Origin of the sequence: Klebsiella grimontii (assembly GCF_900200035.1) — a bacterium.
Classification (GTDB): domain Bacteria; phylum Pseudomonadota; class Gammaproteobacteria; order Enterobacterales; family Enterobacteriaceae; genus Klebsiella; species Klebsiella grimontii.
This window is the reverse complement of sequence record NZ_FZTC01000010.1, coordinates 137790-155014: the sequence shown is the minus strand read 5'-3', so window position 1 is coordinate 155014 and position 17225 is coordinate 137790. Positions and strand designations below refer to the sequence as shown.

The window sequence follows — 17225 nt, the reverse complement described above, 5'->3', positions numbered from 1 at the left end:
GCTCTTCATGCTGTTAGCGCAAATTTCCGATACCCATTTCCGCAGCCGCGGCCAGAAGCTGTACGGCTTTATTGACGTCAACGCCGCTAATGCCGACGTCGTCTCCCAGTTGAACGCCCTGCAGGAGCGTCCGGACGCGGTTGTGGTGAGCGGCGATATCGTCAACTGCGGCCGCCCGGAAGAGTATGAGGTCGCCCGCCAGATCCTCGGCAGCCTGAACTATCCGCTGTATCTCATTCCCGGCAACCACGACGATAAAGCGCTGTTTCTGGAATACCTGCATCCGCTGTGCCCGCAGCTCGGCCGCGATGCGCAAAACATACACTACGCGGTAGACGATTTTGCCACTCGCCTGCTGTTTATCGACTCCAGCCGCGCGGGTACGTCGAAAGGCTGGCTGACCGAGGAAACCATCAAGTGGCTGGAGTCTCAGCTGTTTGATGGCGGCGATAAACCGGCGACGGTGTTTATGCATCATCCGCCGCTGCCGCTGGGCAACGCGCAGATGGACCCTATCGCCTGCGAAAACGGCCATCGTCTGCTGGCGCTGGTTGAGCGTTTCCCGTCGCTGACGCGCATTTTCTGCGGCCATAACCACAGCCTGACCATGACCCAGTATCGCCAGGCCATCATCTCCACCATCCCGGGAACCGTCCACCAGGTGCCCTACTTTCATGAAGATACCCGACCGTATTACGACCTCTCTCCGGCGTCATGCCTGATGCATCGCCAGGTCGACGAGCAGTGGGTGAGCTATCAGCATCCGCTGACCCACTACGCCGGACCGTGGATGTACGACGAAAATATCAGCTGCCCAACGGAAGATCGCTAAACGCCATGCTTAGTCTGCAAAACATCAGTAAACAGTTTGACGGTAAACCGGCCCTCAGCGCCCTGTCGCTGGATATTCGCGAAGGGGAATTCGTGGTGCTGGTGGGCCCGTCCGGCTGCGGTAAAAGCACCCTGCTGCGCCTGCTCGCCGGGCTGGAGCCGGTCAGCGAGGGGGAGATCTGGCTGCACGATGAGAACATCACCGACATGTCGCCCAGAGAGCGTAATTTCGCGATGATCTTTCAGAACTATGCGCTGTTTCCGCACCTGTCGGTGCGCGACAACATCACTTTCGGCATGAAGGTACGCAAAGAGGAGAAAACCAGCTGGCAGCCGCGGGTGGATAAAGTCGCGCAAATGCTGCAGCTGGATACCCTGCTCGATCGCAAGCCGGCGAAGCTCTCCGGCGGCCAGCGGCAGCGGGTGGCGATGGCGCGGGCGATTGTGCGCAATCCGCGCCTGTTCCTGATGGATGAGCCGCTCTCCAACCTTGACGCCCGCCTGCGTAGCGAAGTGCGCGACAGCATTATGGACCTCCACCAGCAGCTCAGAACCAGCACCGTCTACGTCACCCATGACCAGACGGAAGCGATGTCGATGGCCGACCGCATCGTGGTGATGAACGGCGGCCACGTACAGCAGGTCGGGCGACCGGAGTATCTCTACGCCAACCCGGCCAACCTGTTTGTCGCCGGGTTTATCGGATCTCCGGCGATGAATCTGCTCTCGCTGCCCTGCGCTGATGGTGAGGTATTACTGGGTGAGCTGCGCTATCCGCTGCCGCCGCGCTACCGTGAAGAATCCCGGGTGTGGTTAGGCATTCGCCCGGAACATATCAGCGACCGCGTGGAGGAGAACCATCTGCGCTTGCCCGCCACCGTGCTGCAACGAGAACTGATGGGAGCCGATTATTTGCTCCACGTCAGTACCCCCATCGGCACCTTACGCTTTAGCCGTCGCCATCGCGGCGCGGTACCGGAGAAAGGCGATTCGCTGATCCTCGGCTTTTCACCTGCCGATGTGCATCTTTTTCATGCTGAGAAACAGCATAATTTAGCGCCGGTACATCAGGCGTAATTGTTGCAGTCAGTTTGGACACGGACAGCGCGGAAGAACCGGAGCGTACGTGTAGTACGTGAGGATTCTGAGCACTGCCCAGGGCCAAACTGGCAAATAAAATAGCCTGTGGACAGGTGCTTACTGATGGAGACAAACTATGTTTAAACCTCTCACCGCTCTCGCGGTTGGGCTCAGCCTTGCCCTGAGCGGCGCGGCGCTGGCGAAAGAGAAGATCGACTTCATGTTCCCGGCGCCGGTGGACGGTAAGCTGACCATGGAGATGACCCGCGTCATTAAGCAATTCAACGAGTCGCAGCAGGATGTCGAAGTGCGCGGGATCTTTACCGGTAACTACGACACCACCAAGATCAAAGCCGAATCAGCGCAGAAGGCCGGACAGCCGCCCGCGCTGGTGATTATGTCCGCTAACTTCACCACCGATCTGGCGCTGAAGGATGAGATCCTGCCGATGGATGAGCTGTTCCAGTATGGCGATCAAAAAGCGGGGGATTTTCTGGTGAAGGCGTTCTGGCCCGCCATGCATAAAAACGCCCAGGTGATGGGCACCACCTATGCGATCCCGTTCCATAACTCGACGCCGATCCTCTACTACAACAAAACGATGTTCGATCGGGCCGGGATCAAACAGCCGCCGCAAACCTGGGCCGAGCTGCTGGCGGACGCCAGAAAGCTGACCGACGAAAGCAAAGGCCAGTGGGGGATCATGCTGCCGTCGACTAATGATGATTACGGCGGCTGGATCTTCTCGGCGCTAGTGCGCGCTAACGGCGGGAAATATTTTAACGAGGACTATCCGGGCGAAGTCTATTACAACACGCCAACCACCATCGGCGCCCTGCGCTTCTGGCAGAACCTGGTCTATAAAGACAAAGTGATGCCTTCCGGGGTGTTAAATTCGAAACAGATCGGCGCCAGCTTCTTCTCCGGCAAAGTCGGAATGGCGATGCTGAGCACCGGCGCGCTGGGCTTTATGCGCGAGAACAGCAAAGATTTTGAGCTGGGCGTGGCGATGCTGCCGGCTAAAGAGCAGCGGGCGGTACCGATCGGCGGCGCCAGCCTGGTCAGCTTCAAGGGCATCAACGACGCGCAGAAAAAAGCGGCGTATCAGTTCCTGACGTATCTGGTGAGCCCGCAGGTCAACGGCGCCTGGAGTCGCTTTACCGGCTACTTCTCCCCGCGTAAGGCCGCCTACGATACGCCGGAAATGAAGGCGTATCTGCAGCAGGATCCGCGCGCGGCTATCGCCCTCGAACAGCTGAAGTATGCCCATCCATGGTACTCCACCTGGGAGACCGTTGCCGTGCGTAAGGCGATGGAAAACCAGCTGGCCGCGGTGGTCAATGATGCCAATGTTACCCCGGAAGCCGCGGTGCAGGCGGCGCAGAAGGAAGCCGATGCGTTGATGAAGCCCTACGTCGATAAAACCGCGCTGGCGGAAGTGAAGTAGCCCTTTCCCTCGCTATCCCCGTCGATAGTTGAGGTATCTTCTGTCATACCGTACGGAAGCAGTGTACCCCCTCCCCCTGTTTCAAGGGGGAGGGGATCGTTCGATACGGCTCATTAGCCCGGGCCGTACAGACCGCTGAGTACCTATCCAGCATCGCAGATACCGCTCAGCGTTACACTTTATTCGCCTGCGATTCAGCCACTATTCGCCGGGCCCTGGCGGCCTGCCCTTCTTCACTGGTGTCCAGCTTATCCCGCAGATAGTGCTCGATTTGTTCAAGACTACGGTGGCGAGTTTCCGGTACGCATTTAATGACGAATATCGCGCCAAATACGCCAATACCGGCGAAGATAAAAAAGGTGCCTGAAAGCCCTAACCACGCCAGCAGTATCGGGAAGAACAGGGAGATCAGGAAGTTGGCAATCCACATTGAAAATACCGCCCCCCCCATAAAAATACCGCGCAGACGGGTTGGGAAAATTTCCGACATAAGCAGCCAGGTCACCGGCGACAGCGCCCCCTGCTGAAAGCTCAGAAACAGTAACATCCCTGCCAGAACCATATAGGCACGCAGCGCATCAGGCTGGCCGTTAACCGTCTCCGGCAACAGATAGCTGACCGCACCGATAAAGACCAGGCAGGCGGTGCAGCCGAACTGACCAATCATGGTCATTGGGCGACGGCCAATTTTGCCAAGCATCCAGATGCCAACGAATGTCATCAATACTGAGACTACGCCGTTGGCGATAGTGGCAAACAGCGCGGCATTATCAGTCATACCAACCGAGGTCAGTACCGTGGGGGCATAGTACATAATGGTATTTACACCGGTAAGCTGCTGAATAACCGCTATACCAATACCGATCATAAACAGCTTGAACAACCACGGGGTCATAATCTCGCTGAACCGGGGCTTACCGAGATTGCGCTGTTCATCCAGCGTTTCGGTGATTTCCAGCAGCTCCCACTCAACATCATCTTTATGCCGGGTGCGCTCAAGCACGCGACGGGCTTCCGCCAGGCGCCCTTTCATCGCGTACCAGCGCGGTGAATCCGGCATAAACATCATGCCAAACCAGAGCAGCACGGCGGGTAGCGTCGCCACCGCCAGCATCCAGCGCCAGGTGCTTTCCCCGCCCCAGACTTCATGGAACGTGGCATTAGAAATATAGGCCAGCAGTTGACCGGATACGATCATCAGTTCCTGCAAAGTAACCAGCTGTCCGCGCTTATTCGCGGGAGCTATCTCGGCAATATAGACCGGTACGGTGGCCGCCGCCCCGCCGACCGCCACGCCGAGAATAAGACGAAAGAAAATCATCCAGTTAACGTCCGGCGCCATAGAGGTGCCTATCGCGCCGATGGCAAAAAGCACCGCCAGCCACAGAATAATTTTCTTTCTGCCCGCCGCATTCGCCAGATTGCCAGAAAGCAGCGCGCCAAAGGCGGCGCCGAATAGCAGCGAGCTGGTGACCAGACCGGTGGTAAAGGGAGTAAGATGAAGCTCGGTGCCCATAAAGAGTAAAGCACCGGAAATCACCCCGGTATCATAGCCAAAAAGTAAACCGCCAAGCGTCGCGATCAGGGCGACAACTTTTACAAAGGGCGTTGTCGGGGTCTCGCTATTCGGTCCCGACGCTTTATTGAGTGTAAGATATTGTTCCTTAGACATAATAGACTCCAGTAACCCGCCTTGTTTGAGGGAAGATTTGCTCTAGTCTGAATGCAGAGGCCGAGGCCTCACCGACGTGTTGTTTTCGTTCTACGTCTTGAGCTACTGCTGAGTGATGGGGTAAAAAAAGCAGGCCATACGACGTATGGCCTGAAAATGAAACAACGATTAGATTCCTGCCGTCTCGCGGATATATTTGCGCGCTTTTACGGCGTATTCGAATGGGTTGGCCAGCGCCGGATCCTGCTCGGCCTCAACCACCATCCAGCCTTTATAGCCATGTTCGTCCAGCAGTTTGAACACCGGACGGAAATCAATAACGCCGTCGCCCGGCACGGTGAAGGTCCCCTTCTTCACGCCGTCCAGGAAGGAGAGCCCTTCGCGACGCACCTGCTCGATCACCGGCGGACGCACGTCTTTCAGGTGTACGTGGTTAATGCGCGGCAGATATTTTTTCAGAATCGCCAGCATCGGCTCTTCGCCGCCTTCGGAATACCAGGCGTGTCCGGTGTCGTAGAGCAGGAAGACTTTGTCATCCACCAGCGACATAAACTTGTCGATCTCTGCCGTCGTCTGGATACCGGTACCCATATGGTGATGCAGACAGACCTGCATGCCCTTTTCCGCCGCCAGACGACCGAGGGTGTTATAGCCCTCCGCCACCCGCTGCCACTCTTCTTCGCTAAAGCACGGTTTCGCATTCTCCAGGATGGGCTTTTCCAGCCCCTGAATGCTGCCGCTCTGCTCGGAGCAGCCGATGACTTTCGCGCCCATAGCATGCAGAAAATTCATGTGGTTAACGAATTCGTCAATGGTCTTTTCCCGCTGGCCGTTAGCAAAAAAGGTGCTGAACCAGGCGTTGCAAATCTGAATGCCGCGGATATCCAGCATCGGCTTGAGAACCGCCGGATCGCGCGGATATTTGCTGCCGACTTCGCTGCCGGTAAAGCCCGCCAGCGCCATTTCGCTGACGATTTGCTGGAAAGTATTTTCGCTGCCCAGCTCCGGCATATCGTCGTTAGTCCAGCCAATCGGGGCGATGGCCAGTTTTACGTTATCTTTGTTCATAGTAGGGGCTCCTGCCGCTGCGCCTCACCGGCGCAGCAATTCACGTTCGATGAGTTCACGGGTTTCCACTGCCTGGTATTTCATTTTTTCCGGGTAGCCGAACAGCGAGGTGGCCACAATCGGCTCACCGCCGACCTTGAAGGTCTGTTCGGCAAATTTCATATCGCGCAGAGTGCGGAACAGCGCGTCGAAATCAACATCCCCTTCCCCGACGCCCACGTGCTGGTGAACGACGGCATCTACGCCCGGTGGGTTAACGATATAGCGGCAATGTTTTGTATGGTTGCGGGTATCCGCGATCAGCACGTGGGAGAGATCGCTTCCCGCGTAGCGCAGCATCTTCTCAACGTCGCCCACGCCTTTGTCATAAAAGAAGGTGTGCGGGACGCTGTAAACGTACTTCACGTTATCGCTGCGGAACGACTTCACGATATCGACGGTTTCGTTGTTCTCTTCGCAGAAGTCCCACGGATGCGCCTGAATTTCAACGCGGATGCCTTCGCGCTCAAAAATCGGCAGCAGCTCTTCCATGGAGCGATAGAACATCTCATCGCAAATCTCCGGCTGGTTAGGATCGCCGGAAAACTCGGTGTTGATCACCTGTACACCCATTTCAACCGCGATTTCGATCAGCCGTTTCCAGTTTTTCACTGCCGCCTGACGGCGCAGCTCATCCGGACCGGACCAGCGATAGACGCAGATAAACGAAGAGAGCTCCACGCCGGTATCGCGCAGCGCCTGCTTGTACTCAGCCATAATTTCCCGGCTGGCCCGCGGGTGCTTGTAGAACGGGTTGATCTGCGGGTGCGGCGATTGCTCAATGTATTTGTAGCCCCATTCGGCCACCTGGTGGACCATGCGGGTAACCCCGAGGTCTTTAATAACATCAACGTCAAAAGCAATTTTCATCGTCGTTACCTGTGCAAAGAAGTTCCGTCAGCAAAGCGGGATTAGCGTTTGTAGAATGCCGGGCATTCAGGCAGCGTCACCTCAACCGGGTCGCTGGTTCCCTGCGCTTTGATACAGGCGTCGGCAGCGACGGACGCCGCGTAGCCATCCCACGCCGATGGGCCATGCAGCTGGCCGGCCTGAACATCATTGATAAAGGCCTGCAGCTCAACGTCATACGCTTTGATAAAGCGATCCTTCCAGTCGGTCAGAATAGCGGTCGACAGGTTAGCGGCTTTGCGCATCTGCACGGCCGACGGCTCAGGCAGGCGGGCAATTCCGGTTTCCCCTACTACTTCACACTGGATGTCATAGCCGTACTGGCAGTTCACAAAGACCTCCACATCGATCAGCGTGCCTTTTTTGGTTTCAAACGACACGATCTGCGGGTCTTTCAGGCGCGCATGGGTGTGGGACGTGGAGCGCGGGAAGCGCACCTGCACGGAGCGATAGTCGTCATTCAGCAGCCAGCGCAGCACATCCAACTCGTGAATCAGGGTGTTGGTGATCGCCATATCGGTGGTGTAGTTCTCGCCCACCGACTGGTTGCGGTGCGCGCAGCGCAGCATCAGCGGCGCGCCGATGTCGCCGTCATCGATCACTTTTTTCAGCGCCAGATAGCCTTCGTCGTAAGGGCGCATAAATCCAACCTGCACCAGGCGGCGACCGGCTTTCATTTCCGCATCAACGATACGGCGGCAGCCTTCCGCGCTCATCGCCAGTGGCTTCTCGCAGAACACCGGCTTCCCAGCGGCGATGGCGGCCAGCGTGTACTCTTCGTGGGTGGGGTCCCATGAGGTGACCAGAATGGCATCCACATCGCTGGCCTTAATCACGTCATGACCGTCGGCGTACACTTCGGCATGCACGCCCGGCAGCGCAACCGCGGCGCGCGCGTTCTCTTCGTTGATGTCCGAAACCGCCACTACCGTGGCTCCCTGCAGTACCTGAGTGCAACGACGGATATGTTCTTTACCGATAGCGCCGGCACCGATGACACCTAATTTGAGTGACATAGTTGGTTTTCTCCCGAGATTTGTAGGGTTCAGGGTTTGTGTTCTGTTTTAGTAATCCCGCGCCTGAGCGCGTTTTTCATTGATCATTTGCGCCACTTTGCGGATCCGTTCGGAGAGCGCAGACTGCGCGACGCCGACGTTCCACCAGCTGCCGTATTTGTGCACCATGGTTTTCGGCAGCACTTTAATGTCTATCAGGGTGCTGACGGTTTCGCGGCGCGCGGCGTCCAGCGCGTGGCGTAGTTCTTCTAGCGTCGTGACGCGCCAGGTTTTACAGCCGTAGCCGGCAGCGACAGTGGCGAAATCTACCGGCACCAGGCCGCCCTGCAGCTGGCCCGATTCGGCGCAGCGGAAGCGGAACTCGGTGCCGAAGCTGTCCATCCCGTGCTCCATTTGCAGGTTGTTAATGCAGCCGTTGGCCATGTTGTCGAGCAGCACGATGTTGATCTTCGCGCGCTCCTGTAGGGAGGTCACCAGCTCGGAGTGCAGCATCATGAACGAGCCGTCGCCGACCAGCGAATAGACCTCGCTTTGCGGCTGGGCTAACTTCACGCCCAGCGCGGCGCTGACTTCATACCCCATGCAGGAGTAGCCGTATTCAACGTGATAGGTGTTGGTGGCCCGGTTGCGCCAGACGCGCTGCAGGTCTCCCGGCAGGCTCCCCGCCGCCGCTACAATCACCGCATCCGCCGGCAGCGTTTCGTTAAGTACGCCAAGAACGCTGCTTTGCGTCAGGGTGGAGTCGGTTATCTGGCGAAATTCGCGATACACCGATTCCCGATCCAGATGGTCGTCGATTTCCGGGACGAAAGCGGTTTCCTGCCACACCGCCTGGTAAACCCGCTGGGTCTCTTTCAGCTGGCGGCTCTGCACGCTTTCAATCTGCTCGCCCCAGCCAGCCTGCCAGGATTCGCCGGACAGGGCGCCGTCCAGGGCAGTGAGGGCTTCGTGGGCATCCGCCAGCATTGGAATCCCATCCAGCTTCCAGGCATCGAAGTTGCTGACGTTAATATTGAGGAAGCGCACGCCCGGGTGCTGGAAAATCCATTTTGACGAGGTGGTGAAATCGCTGAAACGGGTGCCAAGACCGATGACTAAGTCCGCCTCTTTCGCCAACAGGTTCGCCGCCAGGCAGCCGGTTTCGCCGACGCCGCCCACGTTATACGGATGCGAAGAGACAACGCTGCCTTTACCCGCCTGGGTTTCGGCAAACGGAACGCCGTAGCGCTCGGCAAAACGGGTCAACGCCTCGCCTGCGCCGGAGTATTTCACCCCGCCGCCGCAGACGATCAGCGGCTTACGGCTGGCTTTAATCGCCGCCACGGCATCCGCCAGCTGCGCGGCGCTGGCCGGGCGGCGGTCAAGGCGGTGTACCCGACGGGTAAAGAACGACTCCGGATAATCCCAGGCTTCGCCCTGGACATCCTGCGGCAGACAAAGCGTGACCGCACCGGTTTCCGCCGGGTCGGTCAACACGCGCATGGCGTTGATGCAGGCGCTCATCAGCTGTTCCGGACGGGTGATGCGATCCCAGTATTTACTCACCGCGCGAAACGCGTCGTTAGTGGTAATGCTGAGATCGTGGCTCTGTTCGATTTGCTGCAGCACCGGATCAGGCTGGCGGGTCGCAAACACATCGCCCGGCAGCAGCAGCAGCGGGATGCGGTTGGCAGTCGCGGTGGCGGCGGCGGTAATCATGTTTGCCGCGCCGGGGCCAATGGAGGAGGTACAGGCAATAATCTGACGACGCAGGGACTGTCTGGCAAAACCGGTAGCTACATGCGCCATCCCTTGCTCGTTACGCCCCTGATAGACCCGCATTTCACCGCTATCTTGTTCAAGGGCCTGCCCCATTCCCAGCACGTTGCCGTGGCCAAAGATAGCAAAGATGCCTTTGACGAACTTATGCTCTTCGCCATCGACTTCCAGGTACTGGTTATCCAGGAACTTCACCAGCGCCTGCGCCATTGTCAGTCTCAGTTTGCCCATGTTGCCCAATCCTTATTGTTCAGTATTTGCGTGTGGGTTAGCGTTTTGCCTTGCGCAGCGATACGAGCGATGAGTCAGGAAAATCGTTAACGTCACTGGAATACTTTTGGATTATAGGCAAACATTTTTTTCATTAAATAGAAATACAGAAGAAATATTTCATTTTGCGAGAGGGATCAAACTCTCTATGCATTTCACCCGTTTCATTCGCATCCTGTATCGGGGATAACGTGCAAATTACGCGGCCCACCTCTTAATATCCCCTTAAAAATCATAGGTAAAGATAGATGTTCAACTGACGTCCGTTTAACTTTCAGCCGCTGTGCAGGATCCGAGGCAGAATGAGGCTCAGCGCGGCATAGTGGTATATCCCTCACATTTTTGGTTTTTTAATTTCGATCTAGTTTGCAAATGAAATATTTATTTCTCAAACTAAGGGTAACCAATAACCCTCAGGCTGTTTTCGGAGACGCTGTCGGCAGTCCGACTCTTCCGTACAGCAGAAATGCAAAAGGAAACCCTAGCTATGAATGCAGCAGTAAAGCGACTCGACGTCATCTGTATTGGCCGGGTGGCAGTCGATCTCTATGCCCAGCAGATTGGCGCGAGGCTGGAAGATGTCGCCAGTTTTTCTAAATACCTGGGTGGCTCTTCCGGCAACGTCGCCTTCGGCACCGCCATTCAGGGATTAAAATCGGCGATGCTCGCCCGCGTGGGCGATGAGCATAATGGCCGTTTTCTTCGCGAAACCCTGAGCCGCGCCGGCGTCGATACCGAATATCTGATCACCGATAAGCAGCGCCTGACGGCGTTAGTAATGCTGGGGATTAAAGATCAGGAGACGTTTCCGCTGATTTTTTACCGCGATAACTGCGCCGATATGGCCCTTTCGCCAGAAGATATTAAGGAAGAGTACATCGCCTCTTCCCGGGCGCTGGCGGTAACCGGCACCCACCTTTCGCACGCCAACACGCGCGAAGCGGTGCTGAAGGCGCTGGAGTACGCACGCCGTCACGGCCTGCGCACCGCGCTGGATATCGACTATCGTCCGGTGCTTTGGGGTTTAACCTCTTTAGGTGACGGTGAAACGCGTTTCATTGAATCCGGCCAGGTGACCAGCCAACTGCAGGAAGTCCTGCATCTGTTCGATTTGGTGGTCGGTACTGAAGAAGAGTTTCATATTGCCGGCGGCAGCACCGATACCCTGACCGCGCTGAAAAACGTGCGTAACGCCACGAAAGCGACGCTGGTTTGCAAGCGCGGCCCGATGGGCTGCGTGGTGCTGGAAGGCGCCATTCCCGACAGCTGGGATAGCGTGCCGCTACAGCAGGGCGTACGCGTAGACGTGCTTAACGTGCTGGGCGCGGGCGATGCCTTTATGTCCGGCCTGCTGCGCGGCTGGCTTAACGATGAAGGCTGGGAGCAGGCCTGTCGCTACGCTAACGCCTGCGGCGCGCTGGTGGTTTCACGCCACGGCTGCGCGCCCGCGATGCCGACCAAAGCCGAGCTTGACGACTATCTGTCGCGGGCAGAATCGGTCCCGCGTCCGGATATCGACGATCGCCTCAACCATCTGCATCGCGTCACCAGCCGCCGCCAGGCGTGGCCGGAGCTGTGCATTTTCGCCTTTGACCACCGTAAACAGCTGGCAGATCTGGCGCTGGAAACCGGGCGTGATGAATCCTGCATTCCGCAGCTGAAGCTGCTGCTGCTGGCGGCCGCGGAAGCCGCCGCAGACGAAGCCGGTCTTGACGGTCGCAGCGGCATCCTCGCCGATGGCACCTACGGCCAGCGCTCGCTCAATGCCATCACCGGCAAGGGCTGGTGGATTGGTCGGCCGATTGAAATGCCGAGCTCGCGCCCGCTGCGCCTGGAACATGGCAACATCGGTTCCCAGCTGATCGACTGGCCGCTGGAGCACGTGGTGAAATGCCTGGTCTTCTATCATCCGGCCGATCCCGCCGAGCTGCGCGCCGAACAGGATGCGCTGCTGCTGGAGGTCTGGCAGGCGTGCAACAAGTCCGGGCATGAGCTGCTGCTGGAAATCATCCTGCCGGAAAACGGCCCGGATAAAGATGAACGCCACTACCACGACATGCTGGAGCACTTCTATCAGCTGGGCATCCAGCCGGACTGGTGGAAGCTGCCGCCGCTGTCGAGCGCGGAATGGGAAAGGATCGGCAAACTGATCGCGCGAGAAGATAGCTGGTGCCGCGGGATCTTAATCCTCGGCCTGGACGCCCCTTCGGACCGTCTGCGCGCCGGTTTTGCCGAAGCGGCGAAGCATCCGATGATCAAAGGTTTTGCCGTAGGACGCACCATTTTTGGCCAGCCTTCACGGCGCTGGATGCAGGGCGAGCTCAGCGACGAGGCGCTAATTAACGAAGTGAAACGCAACTACCTTACGCTCATCGGCTACTGGCGAGAAGCCCGCGGCTGATTCAGCCCCCGCCCGCATCCTCTTTCGAAGATGCGGGCTTTTTTCTGGATCTTCGTGAAATGAATCGCGTATTTCATCGTTGTAAATGAAAAATTCGCTTCATTTGATACACTGGAAATTATATTCCTTTCATTTTCTCAGAGCGCAATCTATGGCCAATAATCCGACCCAACTTACCATCTTGCAGGATGAAATCAGGCGTCGCTACGACACGTTAAGCAAACGCCTGAAACAGGTAGCCCGCTATATTCTCGATAACAGCAATAGCGTGGCTTTCGACACCGTGGCCTCTATCGCGCAACAAGCTGATGTCCCCCCTTCCACGCTGATCCGCTTTGCTAACGCCTTTGGTTTTAGCGGCTTCAACGAAATGAAGCAGATGTTCAAGCAGCATCTGATGGAAGAGACGGCTAACTATACCGAGCGCGCACGTCTGTTCCGCCAGACCACGACGGATGACGCAACCCCGCCGGAAACGCCGACCGAAATCCTGAATATGTTCACCATGGTCAATACCCAGGCGCTACAGCAGCTGGCGATGCAGACCTCCGGCGACGATCTGCAGCGCGCGGTCGCACTGCTGGCGGAAGCGGAGAATATCTACGTTATTGGCCTGCGCCGCTCCTTTAGCGTCGCCTCCTATCTGACCTACGCTCTGCGCCATCTGGACCGTAAAGCATTTCTGATTGACGGTCTGGGCGGCATGTTTACCGAGCAGCTCAGCCTGGTCGGGCCGAAAGATGTCGTGGTGGCGGTGAGCTTCTCTCCGTATGCGCGGGAAGTGGTTGAACTGGTGGAGCTCGGCGCGCAGCGTAAAGCACGACAGATAGCGATTACTGACAGCCAGGTCAGCCCGCTGGCGGCCTTCAGCGACGTCTGCTTTGTGGTGCGCGAGGCGCAGGTTGATGGTTTCCGTTCGCAGGTGGCCTCGCTGTGCCTGGCCCAGACGCTGGCGGTCTCGCTGGCGCTGAACAGCAGCAAGGATGCAGAAACGAAGCAGCTGGCTTAAATTTTTCATGCCTCCCGGATGGCGACGTAAACGTCTTATCCGGGCTACTTGTCCGCAGACGACGGTAAACCCGTAGCCCGGCTAAGCGCAGCGCAAGCCGGGGATGTGCCAGAATTGCGACGACGATCTTATTCGGGCTACAGGATCAAAAAGGCCGGCTAGCGTTGCTAACCGGCCTTTTTATTATCAACCAATGTTAATCGTGGCGGGGATAATCAGGGCTGTTGATCCACTCGTGATCCTCTTCCCAGGTAAACATCCATTTGCGATCCGGACCGGCCATTACGTTCAGATAGTAGCTGTCATACCCGGCAATCGCCGCCACCGGATGGTAGCCGCGCGGCACCATGACCACATCGTGGTTGTAGGGAGCCATGCAGGCATCGAGGCTGCGATCATCGGTGTAGACGCGCTGGAAGGCAAATCCCTGCGGCGGATCGAAACGGTGATAGTAGGTCTCTTCCAGCTGGGTTTCCTGGCCCGGCAGCGCCGTATCGTGCTTGTGCGACGGCCATGAGCTGGTCGCCCCTTCCTCGGTGTAAACCTCCACCACCAGCAGGCAGTCCGCCTGCGCGCTATCCGGCAGAATATTGTGCACCAGGCGCTGGTTGCGCCCCTTACCCCGATGCTCTACGCCCACGTCCTGCGGGGAGATAACTCGAGCCGGTAAAGTTCCTTTACCCGGGGCGCTGCATACGGCCAGCTCGAGGTCTGAATCTGCCGTCACTTCGACTTTATCCTGCGGCGGCACGTAGACTGACCAGGGCGGCGTCCGCTCAAACGGCGACATACGCTGGCCGAGGTTCGGGAAATCCGCCCGCGTGGTTTTTACCGAAGCCAGGCCGGCGACCAGCACCAGGCACAGTTCGCGATCGCCGCTTTCCAGGGTGACGGTTTGTCCTTTCTTTAACATCCAGACATCAAAACCAATGTACTTCCACCCCGCGCTCTGTGGGGTGATGTGCTGAATCTGCCCTTCTTTTTTTGCTTTAGCCAGTAAAGACATGGCGCTCTCCTTCGCCGATTAGCCTAACGTCGGCATACTGAATTCAGATACGGTTTGCTGACCCTGCGGCCAGCGGACGGTGGCGGTTTTCATACGCGTATAGAAGCGCACGCCGTCCGGGCCATGCACGTTCAGTGCGCCGAATACGGAGCGTTTCCAGCCGCCAAAGCTATGGAAGGCCATGGGAACGGGTACCGGTACGTTGACCCCAACCATTCCGGCCTGGACATCATGGACAAATTCACGCGCGGTGTGGCCGTTGCTGGTAAAGACGGCGCTGCCGTTGCCGAACTCATGGCTGTTCACCAGCTCCAGCGCGCTGTGGTAATCCGCCACGCGGACAATACCCAGCACCGGGCCAAAAATCTCCTCGCGCCAGATTGTCATCTCCGGCGTGACGTTGTCGAACAGCGTTCCGCCGACGTAGTACCCCTCTTCAAACCCGGGAACCTGCGGCTTGCGGCCATCAACCACCAGCGTCGCCCCCTCGCTGACCCCTTTATCAATATATCCCAGCACTTTTTTCTGATGGGTATCGGAGACGACCGGCCCCATTTCGTTCTCCTCTTTTCCGCGCATACAGCCCGGCCCCACCTTCAGGGACTCCACCAGCGGCTTCAGGCGCGCAATCAGTTTATCCGCCGTCTCATCGCCGACGGCGACCACCACCGGCAGCGCCATGCAGCGCTCGCCCGCCGAGCCGAACGCGCCGCCCATAATGGCGTTCACGGTGGCATCCAGATCGGCATCCGGCATCACAATCGCGTGGTTTTTCGCCGCGCCAAACGCCTGTACTCGCTTGCCATAGGCGCTGGCGGTTTTATAAATATGCTCCGCCACGCCGGACGAGCCCACGAAGCTTACCGCCGCGATCCGCGGGTCCCGGTAGAGCTGCTCAGCGTCTTCATTACTGCAGTGCACCACGTTAAAGACGCCATCCGGCAGCCCTGCTTCTTTCAGCAATTCCGCCAGACGCACCGCGGCGGTCGGCGCCAGCGCTGGCGGCTTGAGGACAAAGCTGTTGCCGCAGGCCAGCGCCAGCGGGAACATCCACATCGGCACCATCGCCGGGAAGTTGAACGGCGTAATGCCCGCCACCACGCCCAGCGGCTGCATCAGCGAATAGCTATCAACGCCGGTGCCGACATCCGATGAGAACTCCCCTTTAATCAGATGCGGAATACCGCAGGCAAACTCGACGACTTCCATGCCGCGCGTCAGCTCACCCATCGCGTCGGAAAACACTTTACCGTGCTCGCTGACGATAATCCCCGCCAGCTCTTCAGCATGCTGTTCCAGTAACATTTTAAAATTGAACATCACGCGCGCGCGGCGCAGCGGCGTGGTGCGCGACCAGCTCTCAAAAGCATCACGCGCCACCTGAATGGCGTCAGAGACTTCCTGCGCGGTCGATAACGTGACTTCGCGGACCACTTTGCCCGTCGCGGGGTCGAATACCGGCATTGTTTTGTTGCTGCCGCTGGTAACGGTTTTCCCGCCAATAAAGTTTCCTGTGATAGTCATGCTCTCGCCTCATCTGTATGGGGTATCGGGGGCCAACGCAGTACGGCCCATTACTGGATCTGCTGTGCTATAACCGTAGTAAAATGAAATTAATATTTCAATATTGATAGCTAATGAAATTCAATTTTGGTGACGATGGTCGCAATTTATTGTAAGGAAACGCCGCCTTGCGCGCTAAAGTCCGATAAAAAGAGATTAGACGTAGCGCCTCCTGGAACCAGCAGCAATGAAAGCACAACAGAAAAATATTTTGCGAGTCGGCTCAAAAAACCGCCATTTCATACATTGCTAATTTTGGAATAAATGTTTTGACTATGAGGCATTCGAACGAATTCGATCCCTACGTTTCAGGAGAGTCAAAATGGCTATTGCATCGCAACGTTTCTGCATCAACCGCAAGATCGCCCCGTCACTCAGCATTGAGGCCTTTTTCCGGCTGGTGAACAGCCTCGGGCTGAACAAAGTCGAGCTACGTAACGACCTCCCCAGCGGAAAAGTAACCGACGACCTGAGCCATCAGCAGGTGCGGGAGTTGGCTGACCGCTACCATATTGAGATCCTCACGATCAACGCGGTCTACCCCTTCAACTGCCGCACCGCAGAGGTTCGTAGCCTGACGGAGTCATTGTTAAAAGAAGCCAAAGCCGTTGGCGCCAAATCGCTGGTGCTGTGCCCGCTGAACGATGGTACCGAGGTTCCGGCGAGCGAAACCCTTAACGCCCTGCGCGACCTGGCGCCGCTATTCGCCTTCTACGGCATTCAGGGGCTGGTGGAACCGCTCGGTTTCCCGCAGAGCTCGCTGCGCTCCTCGGCGCAGGCGCAAACGCTAATCCACGACGCGCGGGTGCCGTTTAAGCTGCTGATCGATACCTTCCATCATCATCTTTATCCGCAGGCGGAGCAGGAGTTTAACCAGGTGGATATCGGCGAAATCGGTCTGGTCCATCTTTCCGGCGTAGAGGATACCCGCCCGCGCGAAGCTCTTACCGACAATGAGCGCATCATGCTGAGCGCAAAAGACCAGCTGCAAAGCTGCGAGCAGGTCAAAAACCTGGAGGCGCGCGGCTATCAGGGCGTGTATGCGTTCGAGCCCTTCGCGCCGGAGCTGGCAAACTGGAGCGAAGGCGATATCCGCCGCGAAATCGAGCAGAGCATCGCGTTAATTCAGCGCCACTGCGCCTGAAGCGAATAAGCG

The 17225-nt window shown here is 57.5% G+C and carries 13 protein-coding genes; 6 read left to right on the top strand and 7 right to left on the bottom strand.

Annotated elements, in window-relative coordinates; genetic code table 11:
- The first annotated feature begins 7 nt into the window (after window positions 1-7).
- The 3 genes from KOSB73_RS04150 (at window position 8) to KOSB73_RS04135 (ending at window position 3358) form a co-directional block, all read left to right on the top strand.
- Window positions 8-832 carry a phosphodiesterase gene (locus tag KOSB73_RS04150; RefSeq protein ID WP_004136135.1) on the top strand — a complete coding sequence of 275 codons (825 nt, stop codon included), beginning with the start codon at window positions 8-10 and terminating at the stop codon, window positions 830-832.
- Between the two features lie 5 nt (window positions 833-837).
- On the top strand, window positions 838-1908 hold the full coding sequence (locus KOSB73_RS04145) for an ABC transporter ATP-binding protein (RefSeq protein ID WP_004136137.1): 1071 nt from the start codon (window positions 838-840) through the stop codon (window positions 1906-1908).
- 139 nt (window positions 1909-2047) lie between these two features.
- Window positions 2048-3358, top strand: a complete 1311-nt coding sequence (locus tag KOSB73_RS04135; protein ID WP_004108836.1) for an ABC transporter substrate-binding protein — start codon at window positions 2048-2050, stop codon at window positions 3356-3358.
- A gap of 172 nt (window positions 3359-3530) precedes the next feature.
- On the opposite strand, the gene KOSB73_RS04130 is transcribed toward KOSB73_RS04135, so the two are convergent.
- From KOSB73_RS04130 to iolD, 5 genes are all read right to left on the bottom strand, one after another.
- Window positions 3531-5030: a sugar porter family MFS transporter gene (locus KOSB73_RS04130; protein WP_004136138.1), complete on the bottom strand. Its 1500-nt coding sequence runs from the start codon at window positions 5028-5030 to the stop codon at window positions 3531-3533.
- A gap of 168 nt (window positions 5031-5198) precedes the next feature.
- A complete protein-coding gene (gene iolE / locus KOSB73_RS04125) occupies window positions 5199-6098 on the bottom strand; it encodes a myo-inosose-2 dehydratase (RefSeq protein WP_004098147.1) in 900 nt (299 codons plus the stop codon).
- 24 nt (window positions 6099-6122) lie between these two features.
- Window positions 6123-7007: a sugar phosphate isomerase/epimerase family protein gene (locus KOSB73_RS04120; protein WP_004098146.1), complete on the bottom strand. Its 885-nt coding sequence runs from the start codon at window positions 7005-7007 to the stop codon at window positions 6123-6125.
- Between the two features lie 41 nt (window positions 7008-7048).
- Entirely contained in the window at window positions 7049-8062 is a 1014-nt protein-coding gene (iolG, locus tag KOSB73_RS04115) for a bifunctional inositol 2-dehydrogenase/D-chiro-inositol 1-dehydrogenase (protein ID WP_004136140.1), read from the bottom strand.
- 48 nt (window positions 8063-8110) lie between these two features.
- Window positions 8111-10051 (bottom strand): 3D-(3,5/4)-trihydroxycyclohexane-1,2-dione acylhydrolase (decyclizing), encoded by a 1941-nt coding sequence (gene iolD, locus KOSB73_RS04110; protein ID WP_098140257.1) that lies wholly within the window; start codon window positions 10049-10051, stop codon window positions 8111-8113.
- A 526-nt stretch (window positions 10052-10577) separates the two neighbouring features.
- Between iolD and KOSB73_RS04105 the strand changes: the two genes are divergently transcribed.
- Together KOSB73_RS04105 and KOSB73_RS04100 are read left to right on the top strand one after the other, a co-directional pair.
- On the top strand, window positions 10578-12491 hold the full coding sequence (locus KOSB73_RS04105; RefSeq protein ID WP_014227681.1) for a bifunctional 5-dehydro-2-deoxygluconokinase/5-dehydro-2-deoxyphosphogluconate aldolase: 1914 nt from the start codon (window positions 10578-10580) through the stop codon (window positions 12489-12491).
- Between the two features lie 151 nt (window positions 12492-12642).
- The gene (locus KOSB73_RS04100; protein ID WP_004098142.1) at window positions 12643-13500 is read left to right on the top strand and encodes a MurR/RpiR family transcriptional regulator; all 858 of its coding nucleotides are present in this window, start codon (window positions 12643-12645) and stop codon (window positions 13498-13500) included.
- Between the two features lie 196 nt (window positions 13501-13696).
- Here KOSB73_RS04100 and iolB read toward each other — a convergent pair whose 3' ends face one another.
- Both iolB and KOSB73_RS04090 read right to left on the bottom strand, forming a co-directional pair.
- On the bottom strand, window positions 13697-14506 hold the full coding sequence (iolB, locus tag KOSB73_RS04095) for a 5-deoxy-glucuronate isomerase (protein ID WP_098140256.1): 810 nt from the start codon (window positions 14504-14506) through the stop codon (window positions 13697-13699).
- Window positions 14507-14524: 18 nt separating this feature from the next.
- Complete coding sequence (locus KOSB73_RS04090; protein ID WP_004136147.1) at window positions 14525-16030, bottom strand: CoA-acylating methylmalonate-semialdehyde dehydrogenase; 1506 nt, start codon at window positions 16028-16030, stop codon at window positions 14525-14527.
- A gap of 361 nt (window positions 16031-16391) precedes the next feature.
- Here KOSB73_RS04090 and KOSB73_RS04085 point away from each other — a divergent pair, with 361 nt between their 5' ends.
- Window positions 16392-17213, top strand: coding sequence for a TIM barrel protein (locus KOSB73_RS04085; protein WP_024360503.1), 822 nt, complete (start codon window positions 16392-16394; stop codon window positions 17211-17213).
- Window positions 17214-17225 lie beyond the last annotated feature (12 nt).

Coding starts and splice junctions, on each gene's coding strand:
- KOSB73_RS04150 (WP_004136135.1), top strand. CDS start 8: ATGCTGTTAGCGCAAATTTCCGATACCCATTTCCGCAGCCGCGGCCAG.
- KOSB73_RS04145 (WP_004136137.1), top strand. CDS start 838: ATGCTTAGTCTGCAAAACATCAGTAAACAGTTTGACGGTAAACCGGCC.
- KOSB73_RS04135 (WP_004108836.1), top strand. CDS start 2,048: ATGTTTAAACCTCTCACCGCTCTCGCGGTTGGGCTCAGCCTTGCCCTG.
- KOSB73_RS04130 (WP_004136138.1), bottom strand. CDS start 5,030: ATGTCTAAGGAACAATATCTTACACTCAATAAAGCGTCGGGACCGAAT.
- iolE (WP_004098147.1), bottom strand. CDS start 6,098: ATGAACAAAGATAACGTAAAACTGGCCATCGCCCCGATTGGCTGGACT.
- KOSB73_RS04120 (WP_004098146.1), bottom strand. CDS start 7,007: ATGAAAATTGCTTTTGACGTTGATGTTATTAAAGACCTCGGGGTTACC.
- iolG (WP_004136140.1), bottom strand. CDS start 8,062: ATGTCACTCAAATTAGGTGTCATCGGTGCCGGCGCTATCGGTAAAGAA.
- iolD (WP_098140257.1), bottom strand. CDS start 10,051: ATGGGCAAACTGAGACTGACAATGGCGCAGGCGCTGGTGAAGTTCCTG.
- KOSB73_RS04105 (WP_014227681.1), top strand. CDS start 10,578: ATGAATGCAGCAGTAAAGCGACTCGACGTCATCTGTATTGGCCGGGTG.
- KOSB73_RS04100 (WP_004098142.1), top strand. CDS start 12,643: ATGGCCAATAATCCGACCCAACTTACCATCTTGCAGGATGAAATCAGG.
- iolB (WP_098140256.1), bottom strand. CDS start 14,506: ATGTCTTTACTGGCTAAAGCAAAAAAAGAAGGGCAGATTCAGCACATC.
- KOSB73_RS04090 (WP_004136147.1), bottom strand. CDS start 16,030: ATGACTATCACAGGAAACTTTATTGGCGGGAAAACCGTTACCAGCGGC.
- KOSB73_RS04085 (WP_024360503.1), top strand. CDS start 16,392: ATGGCTATTGCATCGCAACGTTTCTGCATCAACCGCAAGATCGCCCCG.